Origin of the sequence: Aestuariivivens sediminicola, assembly GCF_022662015.1 — a bacterium.
GTDB lineage: Bacteria > Bacteroidota > Bacteroidia > Flavobacteriales > Flavobacteriaceae > Aestuariivivens > Aestuariivivens sediminicola.
Genome location: NZ_JAKMCM010000001.1, coordinates 1070504 through 1096896 on the forward strand (window position 1 = coordinate 1070504; position 26393 = coordinate 1096896).

General features: G+C 40.4%; 13 protein-coding genes. All 13 read right to left on the minus strand.

What is annotated here, in order from left to right:
• Position 1 precedes the first annotated feature (1 nt).
• Complete coding sequence (locus MR041_RS04725; RefSeq protein ID WP_242092433.1) at positions 2 to 1270, minus strand: glycosyl hydrolase family 17 protein; 1269 nt, start codon at positions 1268 to 1270, stop codon at positions 2 to 4.
• Positions 1271 to 1272: 2 nt separating this feature from the next.
• Positions 1273 to 2493: a glycoside hydrolase family 17 protein gene (locus MR041_RS04730; RefSeq protein ID WP_242092434.1), complete on the minus strand. Its 1221-nt coding sequence runs from the start codon at positions 2491 to 2493 to the stop codon at positions 1273 to 1275.
• A gap of 52 nt (positions 2494 to 2545) precedes the next feature.
• Entirely contained in the window at positions 2546 to 5956 is a 3411-nt protein-coding gene (locus MR041_RS04735; RefSeq protein WP_242092435.1) for a hypothetical protein, read from the minus strand.
• A 116-nt stretch (positions 5957 to 6072) separates the two neighbouring features.
• Positions 6073 to 8781 carry a carbohydrate binding domain-containing protein gene (locus MR041_RS04740; protein WP_242092436.1) on the minus strand — a complete coding sequence of 903 codons (2709 nt, stop codon included), beginning with the start codon at positions 8779 to 8781 and terminating at the stop codon, positions 6073 to 6075.
• 13 nt (positions 8782 to 8794) lie between these two features.
• A complete protein-coding gene (locus MR041_RS04745) occupies positions 8795 to 9646 on the minus strand; it encodes a glycoside hydrolase family 16 protein (protein WP_422613558.1) in 852 nt (283 codons plus the stop codon).
• A 30-nt stretch (positions 9647 to 9676) separates the two neighbouring features.
• Positions 9677 to 11098 carry a carbohydrate-binding protein gene (locus MR041_RS04750; RefSeq protein WP_242092437.1) on the minus strand — a complete coding sequence of 474 codons (1422 nt, stop codon included), beginning with the start codon at positions 11096 to 11098 and terminating at the stop codon, positions 9677 to 9679.
• Between the two features lie 12 nt (positions 11099 to 11110).
• Positions 11111 to 14299, minus strand: a complete 3189-nt coding sequence (locus tag MR041_RS04755) for a glycoside hydrolase family 2 TIM barrel-domain containing protein (RefSeq protein ID WP_242092438.1) — start codon at positions 14297 to 14299, stop codon at positions 11111 to 11113.
• 453 nt (positions 14300 to 14752) lie between these two features.
• Positions 14753 to 15712: a PKD domain-containing protein gene (locus MR041_RS04760; protein ID WP_242092439.1), complete on the minus strand. Its 960-nt coding sequence runs from the start codon at positions 15710 to 15712 to the stop codon at positions 14753 to 14755.
• 16 nt (positions 15713 to 15728) lie between these two features.
• Positions 15729 to 17696 (minus strand): carbohydrate binding domain-containing protein, encoded by a 1968-nt coding sequence (locus tag MR041_RS04765; RefSeq protein ID WP_242092440.1) that lies wholly within the window; start codon positions 17694 to 17696, stop codon positions 15729 to 15731.
• Positions 17697 to 17712: 16 nt separating this feature from the next.
• The gene (locus MR041_RS04770) at positions 17713 to 19203 is read right to left on the minus strand and encodes a RagB/SusD family nutrient uptake outer membrane protein (protein WP_242092441.1); all 1491 of its coding nucleotides are present in this window, start codon (positions 19201 to 19203) and stop codon (positions 17713 to 17715) included.
• Positions 19204 to 19212: 9 nt separating this feature from the next.
• Complete coding sequence (locus MR041_RS04775; protein WP_242092442.1) at positions 19213 to 22242, minus strand: SusC/RagA family TonB-linked outer membrane protein; 3030 nt, start codon at positions 22240 to 22242, stop codon at positions 19213 to 19215.
• 228 nt (positions 22243 to 22470) lie between these two features.
• Positions 22471 to 25272, minus strand: coding sequence for a triple tyrosine motif-containing protein (locus MR041_RS04780; protein ID WP_242092443.1), 2802 nt, complete (start codon positions 25270 to 25272; stop codon positions 22471 to 22473).
• Positions 25273 to 25710: 438 nt separating this feature from the next.
• Complete coding sequence (locus MR041_RS04785; RefSeq protein WP_242092444.1) at positions 25711 to 26385, minus strand: head GIN domain-containing protein; 675 nt, start codon at positions 26383 to 26385, stop codon at positions 25711 to 25713.
• Positions 26386 to 26393: the final 8 nt, after the last annotated feature.

The following is a 26393-nucleotide window of genomic DNA, read 5'->3' on the forward strand; positions in this document are numbered from 1 at the left end:
ACTATTTTGCCAATTGGTTGGCTTCCCATTCCGCTTTGCTAGGCGGTACCTCCACATCTTCCATCAAGTCCTCCAACACGCCGTTATACGTTTTTGATATCGGGTTACCGTGTCTGGATAGCCCATTAAAAGTCCCTTTGTCCACTTCACTCCAAAGTGCATATTTTGCTTTACCGTCAACTGTAAAAAGCCCAAAGTGTTTTTCTGAGTTTCCGGGATCACTACCCCCTTTCCAGGGCTCGTCAAAACCCTCAAAATAAAAACAGGACAATCCGGCTTCATTGGTCCAGTCTCTCATGTGTTTATAGTAAAGCGCTTCTTTATATTCATCGCAGGCTTTCGAGCCATTGGGTCCGTAATGATCCGATGAAACACTGGCCCAGCCGGTCTCCCCGATATGTATGGGTTTGTTCACACCAAGACTTTCCATGTAGCGTTTTACATTGTTATACTGATTTATGGCATATTCCTTTGCCCTCAACATGGCTATTTCAATCTTTTCCAAATCCGTTTTTCCTACCATACCTTCCTGATTCAACCAAAAATCAGGCTGATAGTGGGTGTCATGCATCGGGTAGGTATGCATGGAAATAAAATCTACGGCTCTTATCAGGTCATTCAAATCTTCTACATGATATTCTTCACCGCCGCCGCCCCATGAGGCAAAATTATCAGAACTTGTAATCCAAAGGGTTTTCGGTAGTTTTCCCTGCTGTTTTAAATTCTGCAGATAATTTACCCATTTTAGAATGATCCAGGGTTCAACGTAATAAGTGGCTGCCCATTTTACCATGGCCTCATTACCCACGGCTATGGCCTTTACGATTTCCGGATACTGATTGGCCAGATAGGTCGCAACAAGAATCTGAGCTGCGTTGGCTTCACTTTCCTCATTGTGTACCGGGTCCTGATCGGTCCAGGCATTTTTACAGTCGATCCATGCCCCTAACATCACATACATTTCAAAATTCGGATCTTCCTGTTTTAATTCCTCTATAGCCTTTAAAAGATTGATCGCCTGTGGTTTGTGTACTTTATAGGTGCGAAGCATTTTAATCCCAATGGCCGACAAGAGTTTCATGTCTTCTTTCAGCTGATCTATCGAAGGTTCAACCCCGGGATCAGCATACCTGTATCCCCCATAGGACATGGCTAAATACTCAGGGTTTCCCAAAATATCTTTCGCTGTTAACTGAACAGCATCATTTGTTTTCTCGCTGCCGCAGGATGCTAAGATGCTGAATAAAAAAATCAGTAAATACCTTTTCATAATTAATGATTAATAGAAATATCTTCAATTCTAGGCGGTACGTGAACGTCGACGAGCAACTCCTCTTCACTGCCATTATACGTTTTCGTTATGGGTCTTCCGTCTCTGGTCAAGCCCTTAAAAATGCCTTTATCCACAAAATCCCAAATCGCATATTTAGCTTGTCCATCAATATTTATTAATCCGAAATGATTCTCGGATCCTAATGGATTATTGGCGTCTTTCCATGGTTCGTCAAAAGCTTCAAAATAAAAACAGGACACTTTTTCTTTATTGCTCCAATCTCTGATCAGTTGAAAATATCTTCCAGATTTATATTCATCTGCAGCTTTGGAACCATCGGCACCATAATGCTCATTCGAAATTGTGGCCCAGCCCGTCTCACCAATATGTACCGGTTTATTTACGCCAAGACTTTTCATGTAATTCTTTACGTTTCGATACTGATATATCGCAAAATTTAAAGCCCTCTGCATACCAGACTCTATTTTATCTCTATCTGACCAATCGTACTCGTTTTCGGGTACCAGCCAAAAGGCCGGATTATAGTGCGAGTTATGCATGGGATAAGTATGCATGGAAATATAGTCTACAGCTCTGATTAGCTTGTTTAAATCTTCGGTGTGGTATGCAGGGTCGCCACCACCCCACGAAGAAAAATCGTCTGAACTCGTTATCCACAGCGATTTTGGTAACAGGCCTTTTTTCTTCAGGTCTTGTAAGTGGTTGACCCATTTCAAAATAACACCTGGCCGTACAAAATAACTGGTCGCCCAATGCACCATGGCTTCATTGCCCACGGCTATTATTTTAACAATATCAGGGTATTGATTGGCAAGTGCAACAGCACGCTCAATTTCCCCGGAATTATGCTCACTTTCCACCTCATGATTCGGTACTTTGTCCGTCCATGCGTTCTTACAATCGATCCAAGCGCCTAACATGACATACATTTCGAAGGCAGGATCTTCAGTCTTTAACTCGCTTATCGCCTTTAATAGGTTTGGAGCCTGCTGTAATTGTACATTGTAGGTTCTTAATATTCTAACCCCCATGGCCGACATTATTTTCATGTCCTCCTTGAGCTGTGGAATAGTCGGTTGAATATCACGTGTTTTTTTGCGATAGCCCCCATAGGACATCGCGAGGTAGTCCGGGTTTCCTAATATATCGGCAGCAGTTAATTGCTTTTCCGTTCGCTTCCTTGTTTTACCGTTCAGCATTTCTTTTATGTTGTTATAAAATATCTTATTATTATTTATTTGATTTTCTTCTTTACTTCTTTATGTAAACCGTGATTTGTTTTACTTCACCCTTTCTTTCAAAAACCGACCTGGAAATCGCATTATCAATAGATGCATTATCCGATTTTTCTTTTTTACCACTAGAAAGGACAATTTCTATACCTGAAGATGTCGATTTTTTAAAAATAACCGGAACCTGACAATAGGTAAAGGCCAAACTATCTACTCCTAGATCAATGCTTTTCTGCTTCCCCTTGGTATTCAAAAAGCTATAGGTGACTTCTTCGTCTAAAAACTCCTTTTCCTGTAACAATTTTGGGTTGAATTTGATTTTACCCTCATGCACGGCAACACCCAGTTCGCCAAATCGGCTTAAAATATCTTCTTTTACCTGACCTGTCATCCCCGGTTGCTGCGCACCTTTTGTCGCTGGCGTATGCGAATAGGGGTCGGTAGGGAAAGCACCATAAAGTTCAGGAGATTTATGCACGCCTATCCCGGCATTTATCTCATAATAATGGTCCAGAAGTTTCCCAATAGTGACTTCGCTTTCGCCATTGTCGACGGCCATTAAACAGTTTTCCTGAACCGCTAACAACAGTTTAGAAACCATATGCCAGTAAATAGAACCCAACCCTTCATAACCAAAAAATGTTCCTGACCGACCGGTAAATGATTTGTGATCGAATATGTCCTCAAAAATCTGAAGCAAAACAGCTGTCTCTTCCTCGACAAGGGCCTTATATTTACTTTCCAGATTTTTAAGTGCATGTTTTAAACTATTGGCATTATTAAAATTACTGTTGAAATGATAATCGCCCTTAAGGTCTTGTTCGATAACTGATTTTTCATTATCCGCAACAAGCTTTTTTAATAGCTTGGATGTATTCACCTTTTCACGAGGGATGTTATTCCTTTTGTTAAATCCGGGTAAATCCTTATCCGGATATAATATGTAACTATATTGGTCCTCCCTGAAAAGCGCGCTACTCTTAAGTCCATCCAGAAGGCTCAGGGCCTGTACCGGGCTTAAATATCCAGCACTTAAAGCAGCCACCTGACCCTCGAGCATCTCCGGTAAGTAAGAAATTGATATTTCATGGTCATTCTCAACGGTCATTAAGTTATAAGCATGGTACATGTTATCATGCCTTTTGTTGGCCTTGATACTTTGCTCCAGGTATAATTTTGTGATTTTTATGAATTTGGAAACATCCGATAAAACTATGCTGGTCTTCTTGTTGGTAAACGCTTTTTCGTAAATCGTCGCCCTGTAATGACTTCCGGCATTCCCTAAGCCATCAAGAATGGTTTTTCTGTCCTTGTCTGAAATTTTACCTCCTAAAATATGTGCGTTACTGCTTAATGTCTCAGTAATCTCATTGAAGAAAACGCTTAATTCCTCAGAAATCTCAACACTTTCCGTGTCCGCTTTATCAATTACCCCTTCCAGGAAGTTGAAAAACCGATACAGATAGTATAAAGTTACCATGGAAACCCCGTTTCCTACCAGGGCATTATTGGCATCATTCCATTCCGGCCTTTGGGTATTCAACCAAATACCGCCTTCCGGAATAAAATTTGAAATCTTTGACAATACGGTTGCGAGAAGTTTTTCAATTAAATTAACCTGGTATATGTTCCCTCCTCGATCTAATAATAAGGCGCCATCAACTCCAATGTTTTCTCTTCTTTTTTCTATGGTTCTGTTTAACTCATAATCAAAATCAATCGTGTCCTTTGGATTCTTTAAAGTATCCTGATAGCTTTTAATAATATAGGGGACATTGGCATATACAAAGATATTCTCATTAAAGCGCTTTTCTAAAGTACCCGGATAATAATCTTCTATAAATTCGAGGAATTTTAACAAATAAATGATTTGATGATCGCCCCAATAGCCAATGTAAGACCAGGGATCGTGTTCCTCGATAATTTCCCAATCAAAGCCATCTTTGGTCACGCGATATGGGTTATACCCTTCAAAGGTTGTCGCGTTTAAAAACTTAAAGATCATACCCTCGATATATTCGGGGTAGGAGAGTGCCAATGCTTCCCAGTTCTGAAAAATATCACGCCAGTTGCCTTCATAGTCCAATATCTTAGACCCATCTATTTCACTTCTTGTGTTAATGGAAAATCTATTCCAGGGCCTGCTCGGGTCACCGTGCCTTCGGCTAAATTTAAGCGGAAGGTACTCTAAACACAATCTTTTAAAACTAGGGTTGTCATCCTTCTCAGCTATATTTCGAATATGCTCCAGGCTGAATGCTGCGGGAAGTTGATCAAGTATCCTTTTCTTAGCGTCATAAACCTTTTTATTCGCCTTTCTCATATAGGGAATAAAGTCGCTTTTTTCAATAGTATAACCGTCATCAAAAATACCTCCACGCATGATGTTAAACAAGGTATTTGAGAAGTGACGCATATTGATTAATGGGTCCTGGGTTAATTGAATCCCATCTGAAGACGAAACCAAATGAACCAATCTTTGGGTCCCCAAATCAATATCATTCTGGACCACTTCATCCAAATTGTCTTTGGTTTTAATACCTTCGGATATCTCAACCACATCTGAAATCGATTGATTGACGTTGGCAACAAACATCCAGTTTTTAGTCTCCTGAGTTTCTAAAATAAAATTTGAAGAAACAAAATAAGCGCCTTTCTCTGCCTTAATATCAACCTCCTGAGTGACTGGTTTTCCTTTTCTAAATGTATCCAACTGAAGCGATGATAAAAGATAGGTCGGGTTCTCCAGACCGCTTGACCAAACGGTGTTCGATTTAAGTGACTCGCTGGGTTCTGCTTTATCCACAATAACAGCACTTAAGGCATAAATACCCAATCCTACATCTTCCTGAAGTTCACTTCTTTTGTAGGCGTCAACTAAGTTGCTTCTGGTATTTTGCATTTCTGAAGTGACACTTGCCGGCAAAATATTTTGTAACCCGTCGAGTACAGTAACCTCAATAGGCTCGTACCCATTATTTCTTAGAGACGATTTCTTTATAAAGCCATAGGCGTTACTCGAATTCCACTCGTATCTGAAAATAACATCCAGGTCCAAATTCCGCTCTTCAAATATGATCTTATTCCCATAACTATTCTTATAGAGATTGGTTTTGGTCTTGTAAATACCCGTTTGACGAATTGAAAATGGTTCCCAGATCTTGGTTTTGCCGTCCTTTACAATGCGGAATATGGATTTACTTCCGGTAAATTCGGCCATTTCCGTAATCTTGTCGTCGGTATAGTATGGAAACAGGGAATAATCCGCGTTTCTTCTTCCGGCTGTCAGACCCCCATTACTGGAAATAAACATCCAGTGGTTGGAATCACTTACGATGCTCATAAAAAATGGGCGCATCTGATCGACGTTAGAGATCTTATAGAATTGCTCGTTATCAATACTTACTAATTCTCCTTTAATATTATTCATATGGTTGAAAATTTTGTACCCCTATTTAAAACTGCTTTATGCATTCCAATAGCGCTGTTTGGTAAAAAAAAGCCAGTGTTTCCAGGCACCAGCCTTTTGTTTATATCATCAATATGTTAATTTAAGGTTACAGACACGTTATCGATATTAGCCGAAACGCTACATCCCGTAGCTCCACCACAAACGGTTTCAATTAAAAATGAAATACCTCCAGAAACGTCTGTTCCTCCAGGAATGGTAAAAGATCCAGAGAAGGTAGTCCAAGCTCCAGAAAGTATTGGTGCCGGATTAAAGACATGCGTAAATGATGCTCCACCGGCTCCTTCTCCGAAAAGCAACACATTAAATACACCGCCCTCTCCTGCAGTAGACCCAATATGATCGAATGTAACCGTTACCGTATTGCCAGCCGCTACAGTACCGGCTCCTATGGCTTCCTGTTTAAATGCAGGGTTACTTGGGCCTCCTGTTTCTAATTTTCCAGACCAATTTCCGCCATTTGATAAGCTGTTGTCTAATACGGCCGTTCCACCATTTTGGAATCTAATCCATCCTGAGTCCGTGCCTGTTTCAAAATCACCATTAGATGCGAGGTTGTCACCGGTTCCACCGCCACCACCGCCGCCTCCGCCTCCGGAGCCGCCGTCGCAATCATTACATACAAGCACCACATTATCCAATACGACTACACCTGTTTCGGCTCCCATGTCAAACAGGACACGGCTGTTGACGCCGCCAAAAGAGGCCGTAAAATTGTAAGAGAACATCTGAGTGGCCGTCGTCAGATTAGCAGTTTCAGTATCTGCAGTCCATGGTGCCTCATTTAATCCTATCCCCGCAACAATACTTCTGTTACCATCGGAGGAGGCGTCGAAACTCAAGGTATAGCTTTTGCCCTGGATGATTTCTACAACCTGGCTCAGGTTCACATCGTAAGGATTTCCAGCAGTCATGACATTGGCAAAATTATAGGAGTTGTCGCCCTCAGTTACCACATTTGCGGCATTGCCAATCCATCCTGTGGTGGTTCCTGTTTCAAAATCACCGTTAGTGAGCAAATTGGAACCACCTGTGCCGCCACCACCGCCTCCGGTACCAGTTCCGTAAAGCATAAGGTCGTCAATATAATAAACGTCCGTGTTATTTGCATTTAAGTCAAAAAAGAGGACGATCTTGTCGAACTTACCACTATCTGTACTTTCAAAAGGGAATGTCAATTCTTCCCATGCACTCGTAACAGATGTTGTCAAGAATTTTTCCACATTATTACTGGGATTTCCAATTTCTTCCAATTTTATGCGTACTTCAGTATTTGGCCTGCCTGACCAAACTTTTATTTTTAGGCCTTCATTTGCATTAAAGTCTAACTTGGCATCTAAATCCATTTGATTATTATCCCATGGATTGTTACCAAGTTTTGTGATTTGTCCAACTTTGCAAGATGTATTAAGGTCATTACTAAAATCAGGGTTATCTATCCATTCAAAAGTAGCGCCATCCTGAATGATGCTCGCTGTAGGATCTGCCATAAAGGTGAGGTTGAAGTCAGCTCCAGCAAGGGATTGCATAGTTTCCGCTTCACAAGATTCGCCAGCAACTTGCTCAATATCATCAATAAAAAAGGTTCCCGCTGCCGTTCCCGGACCATCAACAAATAGGATCATATCATTATATGATGCGGTTGAGGTGAAATTGAACGTTAGTTCTTCCCAGCCCGAACCCGTGTGGTTAACATCTGATTCGACAGGGTCTTCAGTACCGTCTTCAAACTTCAGTTTAATCGGTAATGCTTGATTGGAAAACAGTTTAAAACGGACAGCGTTATTCACTGAAAAATCAATAGCCGTATCTAAATTAAAGAAGGCGTTTTCCCAATTTTCACCAACATTGACTATTTTACCCACTTTACTCTCCGCTGAGTTAATTCCCGATAATTCCGGATTGTCCACAACCTCAAAAGACACATTGCCAACTATCTTTGTCGCATAGTCAATACTATTGCAATCGAAATCTATAGGCAGTTCCAATAGGGTTTGAGGACAAGGAATGTCTGAAGTTGCTATTTGCGAAATATCATCAATGTAGAACTTACCAGAAGTTGTGCCAGGACCATCAACAAACATTGTGAATCTAGAATAGCTGGAAGATGAATCGAAAGTGAAATAAATTTCTTCCCATCCTGTTCCGCCATGATTGGCAGTGGTTTCAATGTCTGCTCCGGTACCATTCTCCAATTTCAGTAAGACACTTATAGGTGCATTAGACCAAAAAAGTGCTTTGACTGTTTTTAGGGTAGACAGGTCTAATGGCATGCCTAAATCGAAATAAAAGCCCTCGAAAGCAGCTCCGGAATTAGTTATTTCACCAACCTTAGAAACGCTTGCGTTGGCTCCAGATGGATCTGGATTATCAACCACCGCAAATGATGCACCACCAAAAACCTCAGGATCATATTTTGTATTCTCCCCGTCAAAAGAAATTGGAACAGTCGCTATTTCCGGTATTAAAATCGTTATCTCATCCTGAAAAGTGTCTTTGGCACCCGAAACATTTATAGCTTCTAGTACAATGGTATAAGTGCCGTTTTCATATGTTTTTGATGGATTAATAAATGTTGATGACGTTCCATCGCCAAAGTCCCACTTATAAGTATTTGCATTATCTGAGATATTGATGAAAGTAACCGTTCCCGTGTCAATATTCACGGTGTATGTGAATCCAGCGGTAACCTTTGGTAGTACAACATCGTCATCTTCACAACCCAGAAAGGATAGTGCCAATATAAAGACTGAAATTTTTCTGAATACTTTAAATATATTTTTCATTGTTAATTGTTTTTTAGTTGTTAGCGTTATTGTATACCCTTATGTAATCTACCAATAGCCTTTGTGGAAATTGTGTTTCGGTATTTGGCGGGCCAGGTAGAGCGCCTCCAACTGCAAGATTTATGATGATATAAAAAGGGCCATCATTAAACACCCATTCGCCAGGAACATCTTCTGGTGTAATTTGGTTATAAAGCACGTCATCTACATAATAATTTATGTAGTTTGGACCCCATTCTATTCCGAAAACATGAAAATTCGTATCAAATCTGTCATTATCCAAAACATAGGACTTGCTTACAGACTCACCTCCTGAATACCCGGGACCATGCACTGTACCAAACACTCGAGTGGGTTCATCTCCAACATACTCCATGATATCGATTTCCCCAATTTGTGGCCATATTTCTGTTCCATTATTATCATCTCCCAACAACCAAAATGCTGGCCAGATTCCCTGGCCATAAGGTAGTCTCATTCGTGCCTCAAAACGGCCGAAGGTTTGTTGGAACTTTCCTTTTGTTAACAGCCTTGCGGATGTATATGAAGACCCCTCGAAGGACTCCTGTTTGGCGGTAATAATTAAAACACCATTTTGAACAGTCACATTTTCAGGTCGATCTGTATAATATTGCAACTCATTATTGCCCCATCCGTTTTGTCCAGTGCCAATATCGTAATTCCATATTGCTGAATTTGGTGCTCCATCGGTATCAAACTCATCTGACATAATGAGGTTGTTAAATGTTGCAACGGTTTGTGTTTCATCAGTATCACAGCCAGAAATTATTAGAACAAGTGCCATCCAAATGCCTGTTGTAAATATCGGCTTGACTGATTTAGTATATTTATTTCTTCTTATCATTATTTAATGCTTTAAATTTAGAAATGCCTCTTATTCTCTAAAATAATAGATGTTGTCAACGAAAATGTTTGAAATGGTCGCGTCCGAAATAAAGAACAGCAAACCAATTTCATTACGCACAGTCAAACCATTAAAACTGGAAAGTGGCACATCAAAACTTTCCCAACTATTGGATGATAGTTGAGACCCTGTAATTGTGAAATCACCTGAAATTTCATTACCACCAACATCGTTTATTAATTGAAGTCTAATAAAATCATCAGGGTCTATAGCTTCTTGCACGTTAATATCAACATGTAAATGAGTCATTCCGGTCAGGTCCAGGGATTGGACATTTAAAAATGTACCAACACCTACAAAATTTAATTGCGTGTAATTAATAACCTGTCCTCCTCCCAAATCTAATGGAGGGGCGCCTCCTTGAGTTGTTTGGTATGGTGCAAAGAATCCATTATAGTAATCCACGGGTACGTTGGTATAAGCATCGCTAAAAACCGAAATAACATTTGCAGGATCGCGCGTGGGTATAGGTGCTTCATTGAAGTTCCCTAAAGACTCAATGGTTAATGAACCTTGTGATTCAACCCCCGCAATAGATGAGGTAATAACAGCTGTGCCTGAATCTAGAATCCTGACCATTCCAAGTTCGTCAACACTTGCTACACTTGGATTGGATGATACAAAATTGAAATATGAAGGCGCTGCCGAAACCAATTGGTTAATTCCGTTTGGTAATTGAAATGTTTGTGTCAAGCCTCTTTCAGAAAGATTAATTACAGTTCCTATAAAAGAGGTTTCAGTGATGTCTTGTCCATTCATCATCGCTGGTCTCGGCTGTCCAATGGTACCAAGATTTTCGAACTTCAACTCGTCAACCCAAAATGTGTAACCAAAGCCATCCGTTTCCTGTGTTCCAGCAGCATAACTGAACATTCCTCTTTCATTAATTAGTTTTGATGGATCTGGAATTGGAATTATATACTTTGACCAATTTGTTCCAAGATTTACATTATTGGCAATAACCACGTATTTATTCTCAAGAAAATCTGTTCCGAACCCCATCTCGCCTATAGTAACTCCACGGGAGGCTTTAGCCCAAAACGTTAGCGCGTTAAATCCTGTCAAATTGCGACCTGCTCCATCTATTCTAAAAATAGCACCTGCATAATTGCCTTCGGGATCATTGGCGTTTGGTACATCAAAACGCATTGAAGCATCACTATTATAACCTTCGCTTTCATCAACTGTCCATGCGGTGGCCTTAGAACCAGCAAAGGGAAAATAAAAATCAGATCCCATTCCTACAGGTGAATCGGAAAATATCTCTGGCGCGTTTGAAAAGGTAGCAAACACTGCTTCATCGGACAATTCCCTTTCACAACCAACAAAGGTAATGGATAGAAACCCCAATAGGCTTACTACATAACTGAATTTGAATTTAATATTTTTCATTTTCATAATATTTTATTTACCAATATTGATATGTATATAGGTTCTTATTTCCCATTCCTGACCATCGTCAAAGCCAACCGGGCTTAGCGGAGGAATTGCAGGGAATGTGTTTGGAGGGACAGCTGTAGGAGCATATCTAGGCGAAAACTCATTTAAAGAACGCCAAATACCGCGAACACCTATTTTCGTCTCAGGAAGTACAAACCAATCAGGTTTACTAAATGATGTTGAAATATCTATCATGTTTTGAACAGGGAAGGTCAGGTTAAAATCGCGATGATAGTCAAAAGGTCCCCAGTCATTAACTTTAAATCCGTATTCCAGCTTCCATTTTTTATAGATCATTTTAATATCTCCCCCAAAGCGTTCTATTGTTCTTTCGCTGTCTCCATTGGCTTGTGCAGTACCTCCATAGAGGTGGCTAATAACCCCTAAATCTGGACTAATTTTAGAAACTATTCTCGAGCTTATTTCCCAAAGATCTTGTGCCGGAGCGGATTGCGGGAATGCAAAAAAAGTACGGTTTGCCAAGAACCCGATCGCAGCATCCTGAGCTGTAGGATGGTGTCTGTATACAAATCCTAAATTAAAAGCCAGTTTCGCATCTTCAGCTCTGTCGTTATCCCATTCATAGAACCAGGTTCCCGGTGTGGGGTCAAAGGTGAGCAATAATTCTCCGGCTGTGGTTTCTCTATTTCCGCGAACGGCAAATGGATCGTCTATAAAATTTCGTAACCTACCAGGTGCATTGACATCATTAGGCATAGGGTCTACTAAAGGCTTTTGCCACAGAAAGTTTGGTGCTATTTGCCAATTCCCCATTAAAAAAGTGAATCCTGAAAGAATATTAGTCTGGTTGCCGCTTCCTGAATCCTTTAGCTTCCATCCGGTAAAAGTCCTTGTAGCATCCGCGCCTCCATTGGCAACTAAGCCCATATAGGCCGCCTGAGCATACCAGTTAAACTTCCCTGCTTGAAGTGTGATTTTAGCTTTTCCCCCCCAGTTGTCATCAGAATTTATTTTGTCTTGATATACTATATAATTCCCTGATTCACCAGTTACATCTTGAAAGGTACTTCCATTTAGTGGTCTACCTCCCCATATTCCACCCAGAGATAAACCAACTTTACCAAATTCTTTCTCTAATACCAAAGTAGCTCTCTCTGTCGGCCATGGTGGAATTACCCCTGAAACAATTTGGTTGGCATCCAAGATACGTCGTCCGTTATCATCAAAACGTAATGTTGTATTTATGTCCCTATGGTAAATACCGGTAATATCCCAATGCTTAAAGTGCGTTCGATACTTAAAGAGCATGGTTGGATTGGCTCCCCACCACAATTGTGGGCCAAAAGCCGCCTTTAGACCTTTAAAAGCTCTTTTACCATCGATTTCCAAGCCCAAAATTTCTCCGTTGTAAATGTCTAAGTTCGGGCCGTAATTAGCTTCTGGGTACAATCCGAAAAAGTCTCCTTCATATCCCCAATGGTAATGTCCAGTTCTATAGAATCCTCTAACATCTGCATGTTTAGAATTCCATTCAAATTCAGCATTGTACACCCTAACACGATTATTATCTGTTATGATTACTTCTTCACCTTGATCATTAATTACTGTAACCGGGCGTCCGACATTTTCATAAAAAATTTCATTAATCGGATTTTGTGCCACATTACCAAGAATATTAAAATTCACTTCGGCTCTCATGTTCGAAGTTGGTTGGCCCTCGACGCCAACGTAATACGATTGCATATGGTCGAAACCCAATCGATTCGGATAGGCTTCGGAGTTGGGATCCGGGTTATCTGGTGTTGTAATTAAGGATCCTCCTGTATTGAATGTTGTAAACTCAGCTCTTAAATTGCTGAGTTTAATCTTTCCCCCATCCTTCGCTTCAAGTGCCGCTTTATCACCTCGTGCCTTCAAAACAGCGTCCATTAAATTGATGTTATTGAAATAGTTTTGAATGAAATCGCTATCAACACCCTCTCCATATGGATTTAACCGATGTGCTTCCTTTAAGGCGTAATAGGCTGCACGTGGGTATAGGTCGTATAATCCGCGTGGGCTGGTTGGTCCTTTAGCACAAATTCCAAACCATTCCTCGTTCATGTTATTTTCCCCGTCTTTGTAGTCACTCTGGTATCCGCCATTGGCCCAGGACGCATTGTTGTCATGAACATCGGCATTCTCCCTTTTATCGAAACCAAATTTCCACCAACCGTCACTGAATTGAAAGGTAAATCCTCCTATGGAATTTTGAGCTTTCCCCAAGCCGGCTGCATTGGCATAGATCTCCCTCCAGTTCTCGACCATGTAATAGGCCTGAGATTTCTGATCTTCTTTGTTTTCGATCGCATTGAAGGCATCCGCCCCAAATTCGGTGAACATGATCGGCATATCCAATTTTGATTTTACCGTATCAAACATGTCCGTAAAGGAAGGGCCTCGATAGGAATTGACACCATAAATGTCAACATCCTTGCATTCCTCGGCAATAATATCAATGAACAACACATCCCCGTTACAGATGGCCACCGGATGCGATGCATCCAATTCCTTCATCATTTTGGCGGCTTCGTTCATTAACCTGTACATCGGTCTGCCCCGGCTTTCTCCAATGAACTGAATGCGTCCTTCATCATCCGGGAAATCCTCGGTTTCCGCACCGGCCCAAAACAGGCCGTAGTTGTTTTCATTGCCCAGGAGATAGAGCAGGAGTCCGGGTGTATTTTTATACCCTTCAACCAGGGTCTTTACCTCTTGAAGCAGAACCTCCCTGGTATAAGGATCATCATAGATGGTTACCGGTGTCCAGACCCCTTTTAAGGTCAACCCATAGCGACCAAAAGAGTGGTTCAACATGGTATGGATACCGTAATTTTCGTAAATGTATTTAATCCACCTGGCCGGAACACCCGTATACTGACGAATCACATTGACGTTCATGTTTCGCAATAAGGACATTTCGGTATCCAGTCCGGCACGGATGATATCGTCCGGCTTGTTCCAAAAATCGGCATTAACCGTATTGGTTCCAATGGGTATATAATCCCAGTTCATTCCATTTATTATGAAATCCTCACCATTAACGACCAATTTCATTCCATCGGAGTTCTTCACAACCTCCACCTGGGCTTTTTGAGCCCATAACACTGCTGTTGATAAAAAGAGCCATACACTTAGAAAAAAGTACTTCATATTGTTATATTGTTAAAATTTGTTCTTTAAATAAACGACACCTGCACAATAGTTTTCATGCGGTAAGACACCTATTTAAATTTAACGCTTTAGATTTTGAAATCCTTAAAATACACCACTACAAAATATATACATGTTAAAATGTCTTTTAAAGAACATGGCTATTCAATATGTATAGAAGCTTTCACGGTGTTTTTGGGGCGAGAAACCACTGCTTACATTCATCTGAACACTAAGATGTCGTGGTCATGTATGGTTTCTAATTCATGCAAACTGCACAGATTATATTACTGTTCTAACCCTAAATCATCAGGTTAAAAAGAAATAGGGGTGCATTCAGGAAAACAACAGTGCCATCATTTCCGAAGGTGTAAAAAAGTATGTTAAAAAAAGAGGAGGGTAAAATCAACTATCTTAATCCCCTCCTCTCATTTTTTAAATCATTCTTCCGTTTTAGTCATTCGGATTATCGGTTTGATACATGCAATACCAAGCATTTGCACCCTCCTCAATTCGAACATACAAGGTGCTTTCTGTTATGGTAATTATTTCCAATTTACCTGAAAGTTCCTCTCCAACATACCAGCACATAAATCCGCCATCAGAAATGTTTATGGTTGTTCCTCTGTATTCAGGATCAACGCCATCTTTTGTTGCATTGGAATTAGAAGGCGTAAAGGTTACAGTTTTAACACCAACCAGAGTTGGCGCCACTTCTGTTCCGTGACAATCATTAGCCGCAACACCTATAGCGTCAGCATATCCACCAGGGGTATAAGCAATTTCCTTTAACTGCTCAAAGGTAATCGTTTTACCATCTGCGGACTGGGTAAACACAAATTCAGCATTATACATACACAATTTATCGCCCCACCAGGGACCGGCATTGAACCAATAAGGCCATGTATGGGTTCCGTCCGACTGAACATCATTTGGACCTAAACCAATATTGCCGAGTTTGTCTGCGGCCCAGTACCATGTTTTACTACTTCCAGGACCTCCGGTTAGAAACTGTTTCGCTTCTTCATCTTCAAAGGAACTAAAGACATCAATATTCATAGAATAGGTCGTAGTAATCCCACCAATTCCAGATGCCATCACCGTGACCGTATAGGTGTTTACACCGGTTAAACTAAACTGGTGTGTCACATTGCCCGTCGGCGCCGACACCACTTTTGAATCATCTCCGAAATCATAGCGATAGGTGATGGCGCCATCAGCGGTGGCTGTAAAGTTCACCAGTCCCGATCCATCTCCATTGGGGTTATTCGCATCTACACCAACAATGGTCGCGCTCATGCTGACATTGCTCGGTGCGACAATATCGCCCACAACGCCTTCATCATCCTGACAGCTGCTAAACAACAGTACCAGGGTTAAGAAAACTCCTAATTTGAATTTTATATTTTTCATAATTACGTTTTAATATTTAATTAGCAAAAAGAGAGACATTATCTATATTTACCTGACCTGCATCGGCTCCCATATCAAATATAACGCGTGCATCCGCTGCGCCCCAATCCGTTGCCGTTAGTGTAAAGGTATACGTTGTACGTGTAGGTGTTATATCTACCGTCTCCACCGAGCTCGACCATGGTGCGGCACTCAAGCCAATACCGGACACTATGGATCTGTTGGTGTCAGACCAGGCATCGAAAGAGAAGGTGTAGGTTGTGCCCTGAGTTATTTCAACCTTTTGGCTCATATTAACTTCCCAGGCATTACCAGCCGTTGCAACGTCTACTGAATAATAGGTGTTTCCGCCATCTGTGACTACGGACACAAAATCAGTATCGTTTGTGCCTTTAATCCAAGGTTCAGGTCCGGCCTCAAAGTCACCATTTACTAATAATCCGCTATCAAATGGTCCGTCCCCTAAGAATAGAGATACGTTATCAATATTGACCTGACCAGCATCGGCCCCCATATCAAACAATACGCGTGCATCAGGGGCGCCCCATCCGCTCGCTGTAAGTGTTAACGAATAGGTGGTACGTGTTGGTGTAATATTAACCGTTTGCACTGAAGCTGACCATGGTGGGGCGCTCAGGCCAATCCCTGTGACCATAGATCGACTGGTGTCTGACCAAGCATCAAAAATCAAAGTATAGGTTTCATCCTGAAGAATCTCCACTTTCTGACTCATATTTACCTCCCATGGGTTTCCAGCAGAAGCTACATCTACAGAATAATAGGTGTTGTCGCCGTCTGTTACCACGGTAACCGGTGCATTATCATCTGTTCCTACAATCCAGAAATCACTTCCGTCTTCAAAATCGCCATTTGACAGTAAGCCATCATTGAACGGTGCAGCGCTTTCATTTCTAATATTGTCCACATAGAACGTCCAATCAGAACCACCGGATCCTACCGTTCCAAAGTCAAAGAACCAAACCAGTTTTTGATAGGTTTGTGAAAGATCAATATCACTGAAGTCGATCACAACCTCTTCCCAGGCACTATTACCTGTTAATGTTACCGTTTTCTCTATGTTAATATTTGCATCGTCAAGGTTTTCTAATTTAAATAGAAGTGTTCCTCCTGGTCTTGGAGACCACACATCAAGCTTTATTAGTTTCTTTTTACTGAAATCTATAGGAGATGACATAATAATGACATCGCCAGCCCAAACCTCACCAGCTCCCTTTTCAATTTTACCTACTTTCGCTGAAGGGTTGCCATTTGTGTCCGGGTTATCGACAACTTCTGCCGATGCACCACCAAATCCAATAAATTTTGTGGCATCAAATACTTCAAAAGTGATTGGCAGTACCACGGGAGAAGAAATGGTAATCACCACTTCCAATTCTGTCGTCTCAACACCACCACTCAGAGCAACCACCCTCATGGTATAATCTCCCACAAACGGATATTCATAACTTACAGTTTCTCCAATTGCCATGGGTGTAGGCTCCTCTGCCGTGTTTGATGTGTCGAAATACACTTCAAAGGATGCTGCAAAATCGGCTGTGGCAGAAACATCTAATTTAAAGGGGTTTGTTGGGTCTATTTCAGCTGTGACTTCTAAATTTTCAGGCGCCCGAAATGACACCATGAGTTCTTGTGTTACCTCAGTTTTTAATCCTGTTATACCAATAGCCTCAATGGTAATGTTATAAGACCCTTCAATATAGGTGTGGGTCACGGCTTCTCCCTGAATGACGCTCACCGGTTCGGCAGTACCGTCACCAAGCATGATGTTATAGTGTGTTGCTCCCTGCGCATTTGGCGTTATGGTTACAACACCCGAATTGTCCTGAGCTATTTTAAAGTTTGCAGATACCTCTGAAGGCGCAACGACTTCATCAACAAAACTCAAATCGTTATCATCTTCGGCACAATTGATAAACAGTGCCGTGATGAACAAAAGTGTGAATATGGTTTTTAAATTTTTCATATCGTATTTTTTTATTTTAGTATCCGGGGTTTTGAGTCAATATACCTCCGGATAAATTGATTTCTTCAATTGGAATGGGAAACACCTCGTGTTTGCCCGCTACAAATCCATCGATTTCCTGAGCCGCTCTTCCTGTTCGTACCAAATCGAAAAAGCGGTGGCCTTCACCTACCAATTCAACTCGTCTTTCCTTGTAGATATCATTGAGCAAATTGGTTCCTGTAGTTGCTACACTCGGTAACAGGGCTCTATTACGTACCTGATTCAGGTAATTTTGAGCTCTTGTGTCATCTATACCTCCTCTGTTCAATGCCTCAGCCGCCATTAAAAGGACGTCGGCAAAGCGAATGGCCCTGTAGTTATCCGGGTTTGTTAAGGCCGGATCGCTTCGGTCCAGATCACCTTTACGCGCCATCAATTTCCTGTTAAAATAGCCCGTTTGCTCATAACCTGCATTTTCATTATAGGAGGATCCAGGATTGTCAGCTATATATTGCTCTATATCTAAAATAGAGGTCTCATAACGCAGATCACCATCTTCGAAAGCATCTACCACTTCCTGAGTTGGGACGTTAAAGCTGTATCCTGCATCAAATTTTCCTGAGGCATCCACAAATTCTCTCGGTCCATTAAAGAACACGGTGTAATTACCCTCCAAACACTGGAAACAGTCATAACTTCCTCCATCAACATCGGAATACTGTATTTCGAAAACAGATTCGATATTGTTTTCCCAATCACGCTCAAACATATTGGGATACTCTTCTGAAGTCAATAAACGATGCGGTCCGTTGTTTATCAAATCTTCCAACACTGCGGCAGACTCATCAAATTTATCCTGAAACAGATACACTTTCCCTAAGAGGGCCTGTGCCGCACCTTTGGTGACTCGACCGGTTTCACTTTGCACATAGGGTAAATTCGCTGCGGCAAATTGTAAATCTGCCTCAATTAACGCGTATACCTCAGTTTTTGGTTTTCTTTTTACTTCATCTTTAAACTGGTCGCCATAACGAATACGCTTATCAACCAGCATCGGTACATCACCCCACCATTTAACCAATATAAAATTGAAATAGGCTCTTAAAAACCTTGTTTGGGCTATAACACTGGTCTTATTTGGGAAATCAAGATTATCCTGAAACTCCATGATATAATTACAGCGATTAACTGCTTCGTACATCCATTGCCACATGGTTCTCAAACCGCCATTGCTTTGTCCTATAGGTGTGTGTATCATGTCATCAATCTCCTGAATGTAGGGTGAATCTGTAGCACTCTCACCGCCACACAAGGTGTTATCAGAGGCTATTTCAGCGTACTGAAAGAACTTCGAGGTGGCCTGCAGGTAGTCGTAAGCCGCTACTAAGGCCAATTGATAATCTTCCTCGGACTTGAAAAAATCCTCAGAGTTTTCGTCTTCTGAAGCGACATCCACAAAAGAATCGCTACACGCTAATACTATTAGTGATATCAATAGTACATATAAGTATTTTAAATTTTTCATACCTCTTTTTTAAAATTTTACGTTTACTCCTAACAAAAATGTACGAGCGCTTGGGTAAATACCCTGGTCAATACCACCACCTAAGGGAATTCCAGTTCCTGCTGTTGGGTCGTAACCTTGATATTCCGTAAGCGTAAATAAATTGTTTGCCGATACATAGACTCTGAACTTATCAATCTTGGCATCCTCAGGGGCGTTGTTTGAGAACGTGTATCCCAATTGAATGTTTTGCAATCTTACGAACGATCCATCCTCAACATAGAAATCCGAAAACAGTGTATTCGGGTTGGTTCCAATCGTTTGTCTCGGTGCTGCATTGGTAGAACCCGGCCCTGTCCAACGGTCTAAGTACCATATCGGCTTGTTTACTCTCTGCTGGTTACGCTCATAATTACGTACGATTTCATTACCCAGAGATGCAAAAGCATAAGCCGAAAAGTCAATATTCTTGTAGTCAAAAGAAATATTCAGACCCATGGTAGCATCCGGAATCGGGTTTCCAAGGTCAACACGGTCATCTAAATCTATGATACCATCGTTGTTTTGGTCCACAAACCTAAAGTCGCCCGGTTGTGTTGGCAAGCTAGTCACCGCCGCATTATTTATTTCATCTTGCGACTGAAATACCCCGTCGGTTTGATATCCCACAAAATATCCTAATGGGAATCCTGCTTCCATTCTTGCGATTACCGGTTGAGAGATTCCAAAACCACCCGCTTCAAGATATTCACCTTCACCACTCACTGCAATCACTTCATTTTGGATGGCTGTAACATTATAGTTAATGTTGAATTTAAATTCCTCTCCAATGGTGTCTGAATACCCAATAGCGAATTCTAAACCAGTGTTTTCAACAATTCCTGCATTCACTACCGGAGCAGCACCTGTTCCTAAAAGACCAGAAACTTCAGGAGATACTAATAAATCTTCAGTTCTTCTGTTAAAGTAATCTGCCGTAATGTCTACCTTGTTATTTAATATACGCATATCTACACCAATATCCAAAGTCTTTTGCTTTTCCCATTTAATTTCCGGGTTAGCAATACCGCCTGAGGCTTTTCCAAAAACCTCATCCTCTTCATCATTACCTCCAAAGAAGTAAGTCCCTTCACCGGTTAATAAGGAGACAAAACGATAATCACCAATCCTGTCGTTACCCAGGATACCGTAAGACGCTCTTAGTTTTAACAGATCAAACACATTGCTGTCGCTCATGAAGTCCTCATCCGACACCACCCATCCTATGGATCCTGATGGGAAATATCCAAATTTGTTACCCGGGCCAAAACGCGTTGAACCATCTCGACGTATAACGGCCGATAACAGATACTTGCCTTTAAAATCGTACTGTAATCTGGCAAAATAAGACAACAACCTTCCATCAAATTTTGGATTGCTGCCACGCTCCGCGTAGATGTCTTCCTGTTCGGAGGCCAGGTCTACCCTGGCGTAATTTGGATCATTATTACGAATGTTTCGACCTCTTCTTCCCGAGAATACCCCTGTGGTCTTAAATACAGAAGTACCCAACAGCACATTTAACTTGTGCGTGTCATTAAAGGTGTTTTCGTATTTGATGAATCCATCGAAGGTATAATCCCTGTAGATATCGAAGTTTTCAGAAACTTCACTGGTCAGGGTGTTAAACACTTTTCCTATACCGTAGAAATCAATGGGGTCAAACACATAACCATCAACTTCAGAGTAGTTAAACTGAATATTCGCTTCAGCTGTAAAGTTATCTAAAAAGTTATATGATAAACCTCCAAAACCGAAGAGCTTCATTACTTTGGTTCTGTTGTGGGTGTTCGCCATTTGTGCCAATGGGTTGATCACCTCGGCGCCCAGGTCGTTGGCTAAAGAGTAAGCACCTGTTTCATCCCTTACCGGAATGGTTGGAGCCATATTCACGGCGTTGAACAACACGGAGCCTAATGTGCTCTCAGGAAGGTTGTTCTTTTTGGTTCGGGTTAAAGTCAATCCCGATTTAAATTTAAAATTCTCTAAAAAATCAAGGTTGTATGTTAACGCGTTGGTAAAACGGGTAAAATTAGACTTTTTACCACCAACAATTCCGTCTTGAGTTAAGAATGAGGAACTGTAGGAGTATGATGACTTTTCCTTACCGCCTCTCAACGCAATATTGTGATTCATTATAGGCGCGGCTTCAAAGACCTCATCCTGCCAATCCGTGCCGACGCCTAATCCGGAAATATCAGAGAAGGGTGGTGTACTGCCGGCAGCCGCATAGCCTTCATTAACGATCACAGCATACTCTGTTGCATTGAGTACAGGTAATTTACGTGTTGTCTCCTGAAATCCTGCCCAAGCATTGTACTCTACAGTTAAGGGCATTTCCTTTCTACCTGTTCTTGTGGTAATAAGGATAACCCCATTCGCCGCACGAACCCCATAGATACCTGCAGTGGCATCTTTTAAGACGTTCATGCTTTCAATATCACTTGGGTTAATCACACTCAGGTCCTCTACCACGTTACCATCCACCAATATTAATGGACGGCTATCACCGTTTGTCGATACACCACGAATGCTGATGGTCGATGCACCACCCGGGGAACCAGTGTTGGTCGTAATATTAACCCCGGCAACCTGACCTTGAAGCGCTTGCTCAATTCGGGTTGGCTTGAGTTTTTCAATGGTCTCAGAACCTACTACCGACACAGCTCCGGTGATTTCCTTTTTGGTCTGCGTTCCATAACCGATGACCACAACTTCACTGAGTTGTGCAACGTCTTCCTCGAGTATAACCGATAAAGGCGTGCTATCCGTAACCACAATGTCCTTGCTAAGATATCCTATATAACTAAAGGATATGGTAGCGCCAACTTCTACGTTCGTAATGGTAAAGTTACCGTCAAAATCGGTAACAGCACCCTTCGACGTGTCTTTTACAAGTACATTGACTCCGGGGAGTGGCATCCCTGAAGCATCTTGAACATTCCCACTAACATCTATACCTTGTGCATAGGAATGCGCTATGAAACATAGCATAAAAATTGTAATAATTGTTTGTCTCATATTGAGTTAGTTTTCGTTTAGGGTAAATCTAGAGATATAAATTGCTGTATCCATAAATTTTACCGCAACAAAAAATATACATCGTAAAAAAAATGTTGTCTTTTTGGGAAAACACCAATAAATAAGGGCAACTACGGAGATATTCACACTTTTAAGAAAACCTTAACATTTGTGTAAAATAATACGATGTTGTGGTGATGTATAGGTGAATAAAAGACTTGTTGTGTCTTAAATTTCTAAGATATAGTCGGATAGACTGGCCTCGTGCGCCAAATCCATCTTCTTTCGTAGTCGATAGCGCTTTACTTCAACGCTTCTGGGAGAGATGTTTAGCAGGGGTGCGATTTCCTTTGAAGACAGGTTTAAACGCAAATAAGCGCACAGTCTTAAATCATTAGAAGTTAAGGCGGGGTGTAACTCCTTTATCTTCTTTAGGAAATCCTTATCAGCATTATTAAAGGCTTCTTCAAAAAGATTCCAGTCGTCGGTATTATTCAAATTTCTGTCAATAATTTTAATAACGTGTTTTAACCGTTTTGGGTCATCAACATTTTGTAACTCTTTCTTCAGGTTGTTAAGGAATTCATTCTTTTTAATCAGGCTCATTGTTGAAATTCCCAATTCCCGATTTTTATTTTCAATATCCTGTCTCAATTTATCGTTGTTAAATCGCATTAACTGCTGTTTATTTTCCAATTCTTTGAGTTCCAATTCCCGCTCAGTTTTTAATAAAAGACGCTCCCGTTGTTTTCTGTAATAGCGCTTATACACATTATGAACTACAAAGGACAAAATAATTAACACAAGTGCATAAGCAGCGATCATAGTATTTGAAAGCAACCAGGGTCTTTGTATGGAAAAACTGTAAGAGGCCACATTTTCAGTTATGGTATTCCCAACCCGTGCCCTTACATTAAGATTGTAGGATCCGAAAGGTAGATTTTCATAAGTGGCGACAGGACTGTCGGACCAATTACTCCAGTCTTCCTGAAAACCTTTCAACTTATATTGATACTCTGTATCGACATACTTGTCGAATTCTGCAACATTAAAATGAAACCTAAAATTATTGTATTGGTTTTCAAATGTGCTGTTCCCGTTGTTGAAAATTTCAAGTGTAGCGCCTTTTAGGGTGCTTACATGAATTGTATTTATTTCGACATGAAACGTTTTTTCCTTAATCTTGTCCAGATCCAGCAACACAAAACCAGTTGAAGTCCCAATCAGATAGCTATTGTCGTCGAGATAGGATACATTCTCATACCCTGTGAGTCCTTTAGGAAGTGCTTTTGACCAGGGGATTTTATTAATTCTTGGAGAACCACTTAAATTATTTAAGGATAAATAGCTCAAGTTTCTCTCGGAAAACGCCCAAAGCGTATTGGTTTCCTTGACCGGAATAAGTTTTCCTGAGGTAAAATTAGCGCCATCGAAGAGCTGACTTAAAACAGAGTCCCTAATAAATTTTTTACCTGCTATATCATATTTAAAAACACCCTCTCTAAACCCCAACAGTAAATCATTTTTATACTTAATAATGCTAGAGTGCAATTCCTTGTCTATAACGGGCAGCTTTTTAATATCTATGACACTTCTAAAGCCCTTGTCAACTTCAATTTTAAAAACACCTTTATATTCATGGTTCACAAAAATATGATCATCAAAGTATTCAAAGAACCTGCTCGATAAATCAAAGCCTTCAATTTTGTTTCTGATCACCCAGTCACCTTCAACATTTTGTAAAACATATAACCCGTCATAATTACCCTGTAAAATTAACTCGTTGTTCGAATCGATTGGCTTTAGATTCCAGGTACCCTGGTTTATACCTACGACCTTTTTGGTTGTACCCTGATCAATTATTGAGGTGCCGGTGTCATGCCCACAGAACAATACACCGTTGATTTCTGTAAGCTGCCATACCGCCTCTTGAATGGTTTCAATATTCGTGAACGCGGAATCGGAATTGTTTTCTTTAAAAAATAACCCCTGGTTTGTTCCGACATAAACAAGGTCATTAAATAAAATTGAGGTGTTAATCGTTCCTATTTTACCTTTATCATCTTCATAAATACGGAATGGAGAGGACATGTTGATGCAGTTAATCCCATTTTCGAGGGCCAGCCAGATATTTTGTTCATTGTCTTCATAAATCCAATGTATTGTATTATTACTTAGCCCGTTAACCACATTAATTTTAAAATTTATAAGGCCTTCCTTTGTAAGATGCAGGATCCCGTTCGACCTCGTGCCCAACATATAACTCCCATCCTTCAACCTAATACTTCTAAAGACACTTACTTCTTCAAGGGTCATGTTGCCTGGTATATTCCATTTAGTCAATTGGGTCCCGTTAATGGTATAAAAACCGTCGTTCTCCGTTTCAAGAAGCAGGGTGTTGTTCTCTATAAACACATTGACCAATCGGTTACGCATCAAAACAGGATGGTCAGAGACTAATTTTGATTCACCTTTATCGATGACAAACAAGCCTTCTTCTGTATTCTGAAAGTATATTTTACCATCAACCTCAAAAATTTTATAGATAATGGTATTTGAATCAATGTTGTGAAATGAATGTGTTGTGGTATTATAAATATAAATGCGCTTTAAGGATTGAAACAAAATATAATTATCGACATTTATAATATTCCAAAACTCCTCATCTTCAAGTAAGGGGACCTCCAAGGTTTTAGACAAGGAATTATAGATCAGTTGTCCTGATTCATCTTTTTCCCAATAACCAAAATCGCCATTACACCCCGTATAAATGAGATCATCTATGACATGTACAGATCGTAAGATCGATTTGTTTGGTGATTCATAAAGACGCCATTCCGCCCCATTAAACTCAAGCAAACCTTTATTGTTGGCCACATATATATAGTTTCTGATATCCTGTGAAATGGACCAGTTCTGAGTTTCTCCGGCATAGTCTTTTGAAGTATACACCTGAATAGGAGGGTGTTCCTGAGCATATAGGATCGTCCCTAAGAATAAAAAACACAGGTAGCGTCTGAATAGATTCAAAACAATGAATTACTTTATGTTGTGGTACTAAAGTAATAAAAATAAGTGTTTATAGCGTATTTGTAACAGGTATGTATAGTTATAATTTTAGTGAATTTATAGATTATACATTTATAAATAACAAAAAGGAAGGTCTATTAATAGCAATACAATATAATGATCGTTAATTATGAAGCCCTGTTTTCAGAGTGGTTGACTGTAAAGTATGGTGGTAGTGGTTAAGCCTTTTAAATTGTATGCCTTAATTTTAATAACGCTTTGCTTATAAACCAAAAAAGATATAAGCATCTTTCCTTAAAATTGTCCTGTGAATTTCTGAAATTGTCCTGTGAATTTTGAAAATTCACAGGACAATTTTAATCGTTCCTGCTTATGGAATTATAAAATTATACGTAGAACAGAAATGCAATATAACTTATACTTGATAAAAATAAAGGCTTAATCCATACGTTTTACGCGACCACCAAACACTTTATTCTCGTTGATGGTTTCCGGATCACCATAAACAAAGACATCGCCGCCGGCTCGGATTTTGATATCAACTAATTTTGATGCATTGACATAAGCTTCCCCTGCAGCATTAATTGAGACATCTGTTTTTTCGGTTTTAACATCGCTTCCTTTATAGACACCTCCTGTAAACAAAGATACATCCTGATTCGTTGAATTTCCAGTGGCTTTTACAATTCCACCGGTAACCGCTTTTACATTGGTGTATTTAACGTCTATTGGTACATTTATCGAACCGCCTTCCTGAGCCTTTAGATCAATTTCAAACTGTTTTATCAGGTCTTTAGAGTGTACTTTAGCACCTTCATTCACATCAATGATATCAACCCCTGTGTAATAAAGCACAACTTTGGTTTCTGCACCGTCAAAAATTTCTTCGAGGTTCATTCTTATTTTAAGTTTTCCATTTTTATTGTTCACCACAACATCATCTGTATTTTCTCCCGTGATAATGACTCTGTTTGTATTGGATTTAACCATCTCGACTTCAATAAGGTCGTAAACTTTAAGTTCTGTAAATTCCCCTATCTCTTTATCTATTTTGTTCTGAGCAAATAAGCTGATCCCAAAGAGTATAGTTAGTAGTACGACTGTTTTTTTCATTTTTTATG

Bases quoted from the DNA above. Each gene is read 5' to 3' on its own strand.
- MR041_RS04725 (WP_242092433.1), bottom strand. From the start codon at position 1,270: ATGAAAAGGTATTTACTGATTTTTTTATTCAGCATCTTAGCATCCTGC.
- MR041_RS04730 (WP_242092434.1), bottom strand. From the start codon at position 2,493: ATGCTGAACGGTAAAACAAGGAAGCGAACGGAAAAGCAATTAACTGCT.
- MR041_RS04735 (WP_242092435.1), bottom strand. From the start codon at position 5,956: ATGAATAATATTAAAGGAGAATTAGTAAGTATTGATAACGAGCAATTC.
- MR041_RS04740 (WP_242092436.1), bottom strand. From the start codon at position 8,781: ATGAAAAATATATTTAAAGTATTCAGAAAAATTTCAGTCTTTATATTG.
- MR041_RS04745 (WP_422613558.1), bottom strand. From the start codon at position 9,646: ATGATAAGAAGAAATAAATATACTAAATCAGTCAAGCCGATATTTACA.
- MR041_RS04750 (WP_242092437.1), bottom strand. From the start codon at position 11,098: ATGAAAAATATTAAATTCAAATTCAGTTATGTAGTAAGCCTATTGGGG.
- MR041_RS04755 (WP_242092438.1), bottom strand. From the start codon at position 14,299: ATGAAGTACTTTTTTCTAAGTGTATGGCTCTTTTTATCAACAGCAGTG.
- MR041_RS04760 (WP_242092439.1), bottom strand. From the start codon at position 15,712: ATGAAAAATATAAAATTCAAATTAGGAGTTTTCTTAACCCTGGTACTG.
- MR041_RS04765 (WP_242092440.1), bottom strand. From the start codon at position 17,696: ATGAAAAATTTAAAAACCATATTCACACTTTTGTTCATCACGGCACTG.
- MR041_RS04770 (WP_242092441.1), bottom strand. From the start codon at position 19,203: ATGAAAAATTTAAAATACTTATATGTACTATTGATATCACTAATAGTA.
- MR041_RS04775 (WP_242092442.1), bottom strand. From the start codon at position 22,242: ATGAGACAAACAATTATTACAATTTTTATGCTATGTTTCATAGCGCAT.
- MR041_RS04785 (WP_242092444.1), bottom strand. From the start codon at position 26,385: ATGAAAAAAACAGTCGTACTACTAACTATACTCTTTGGGATCAGCTTA.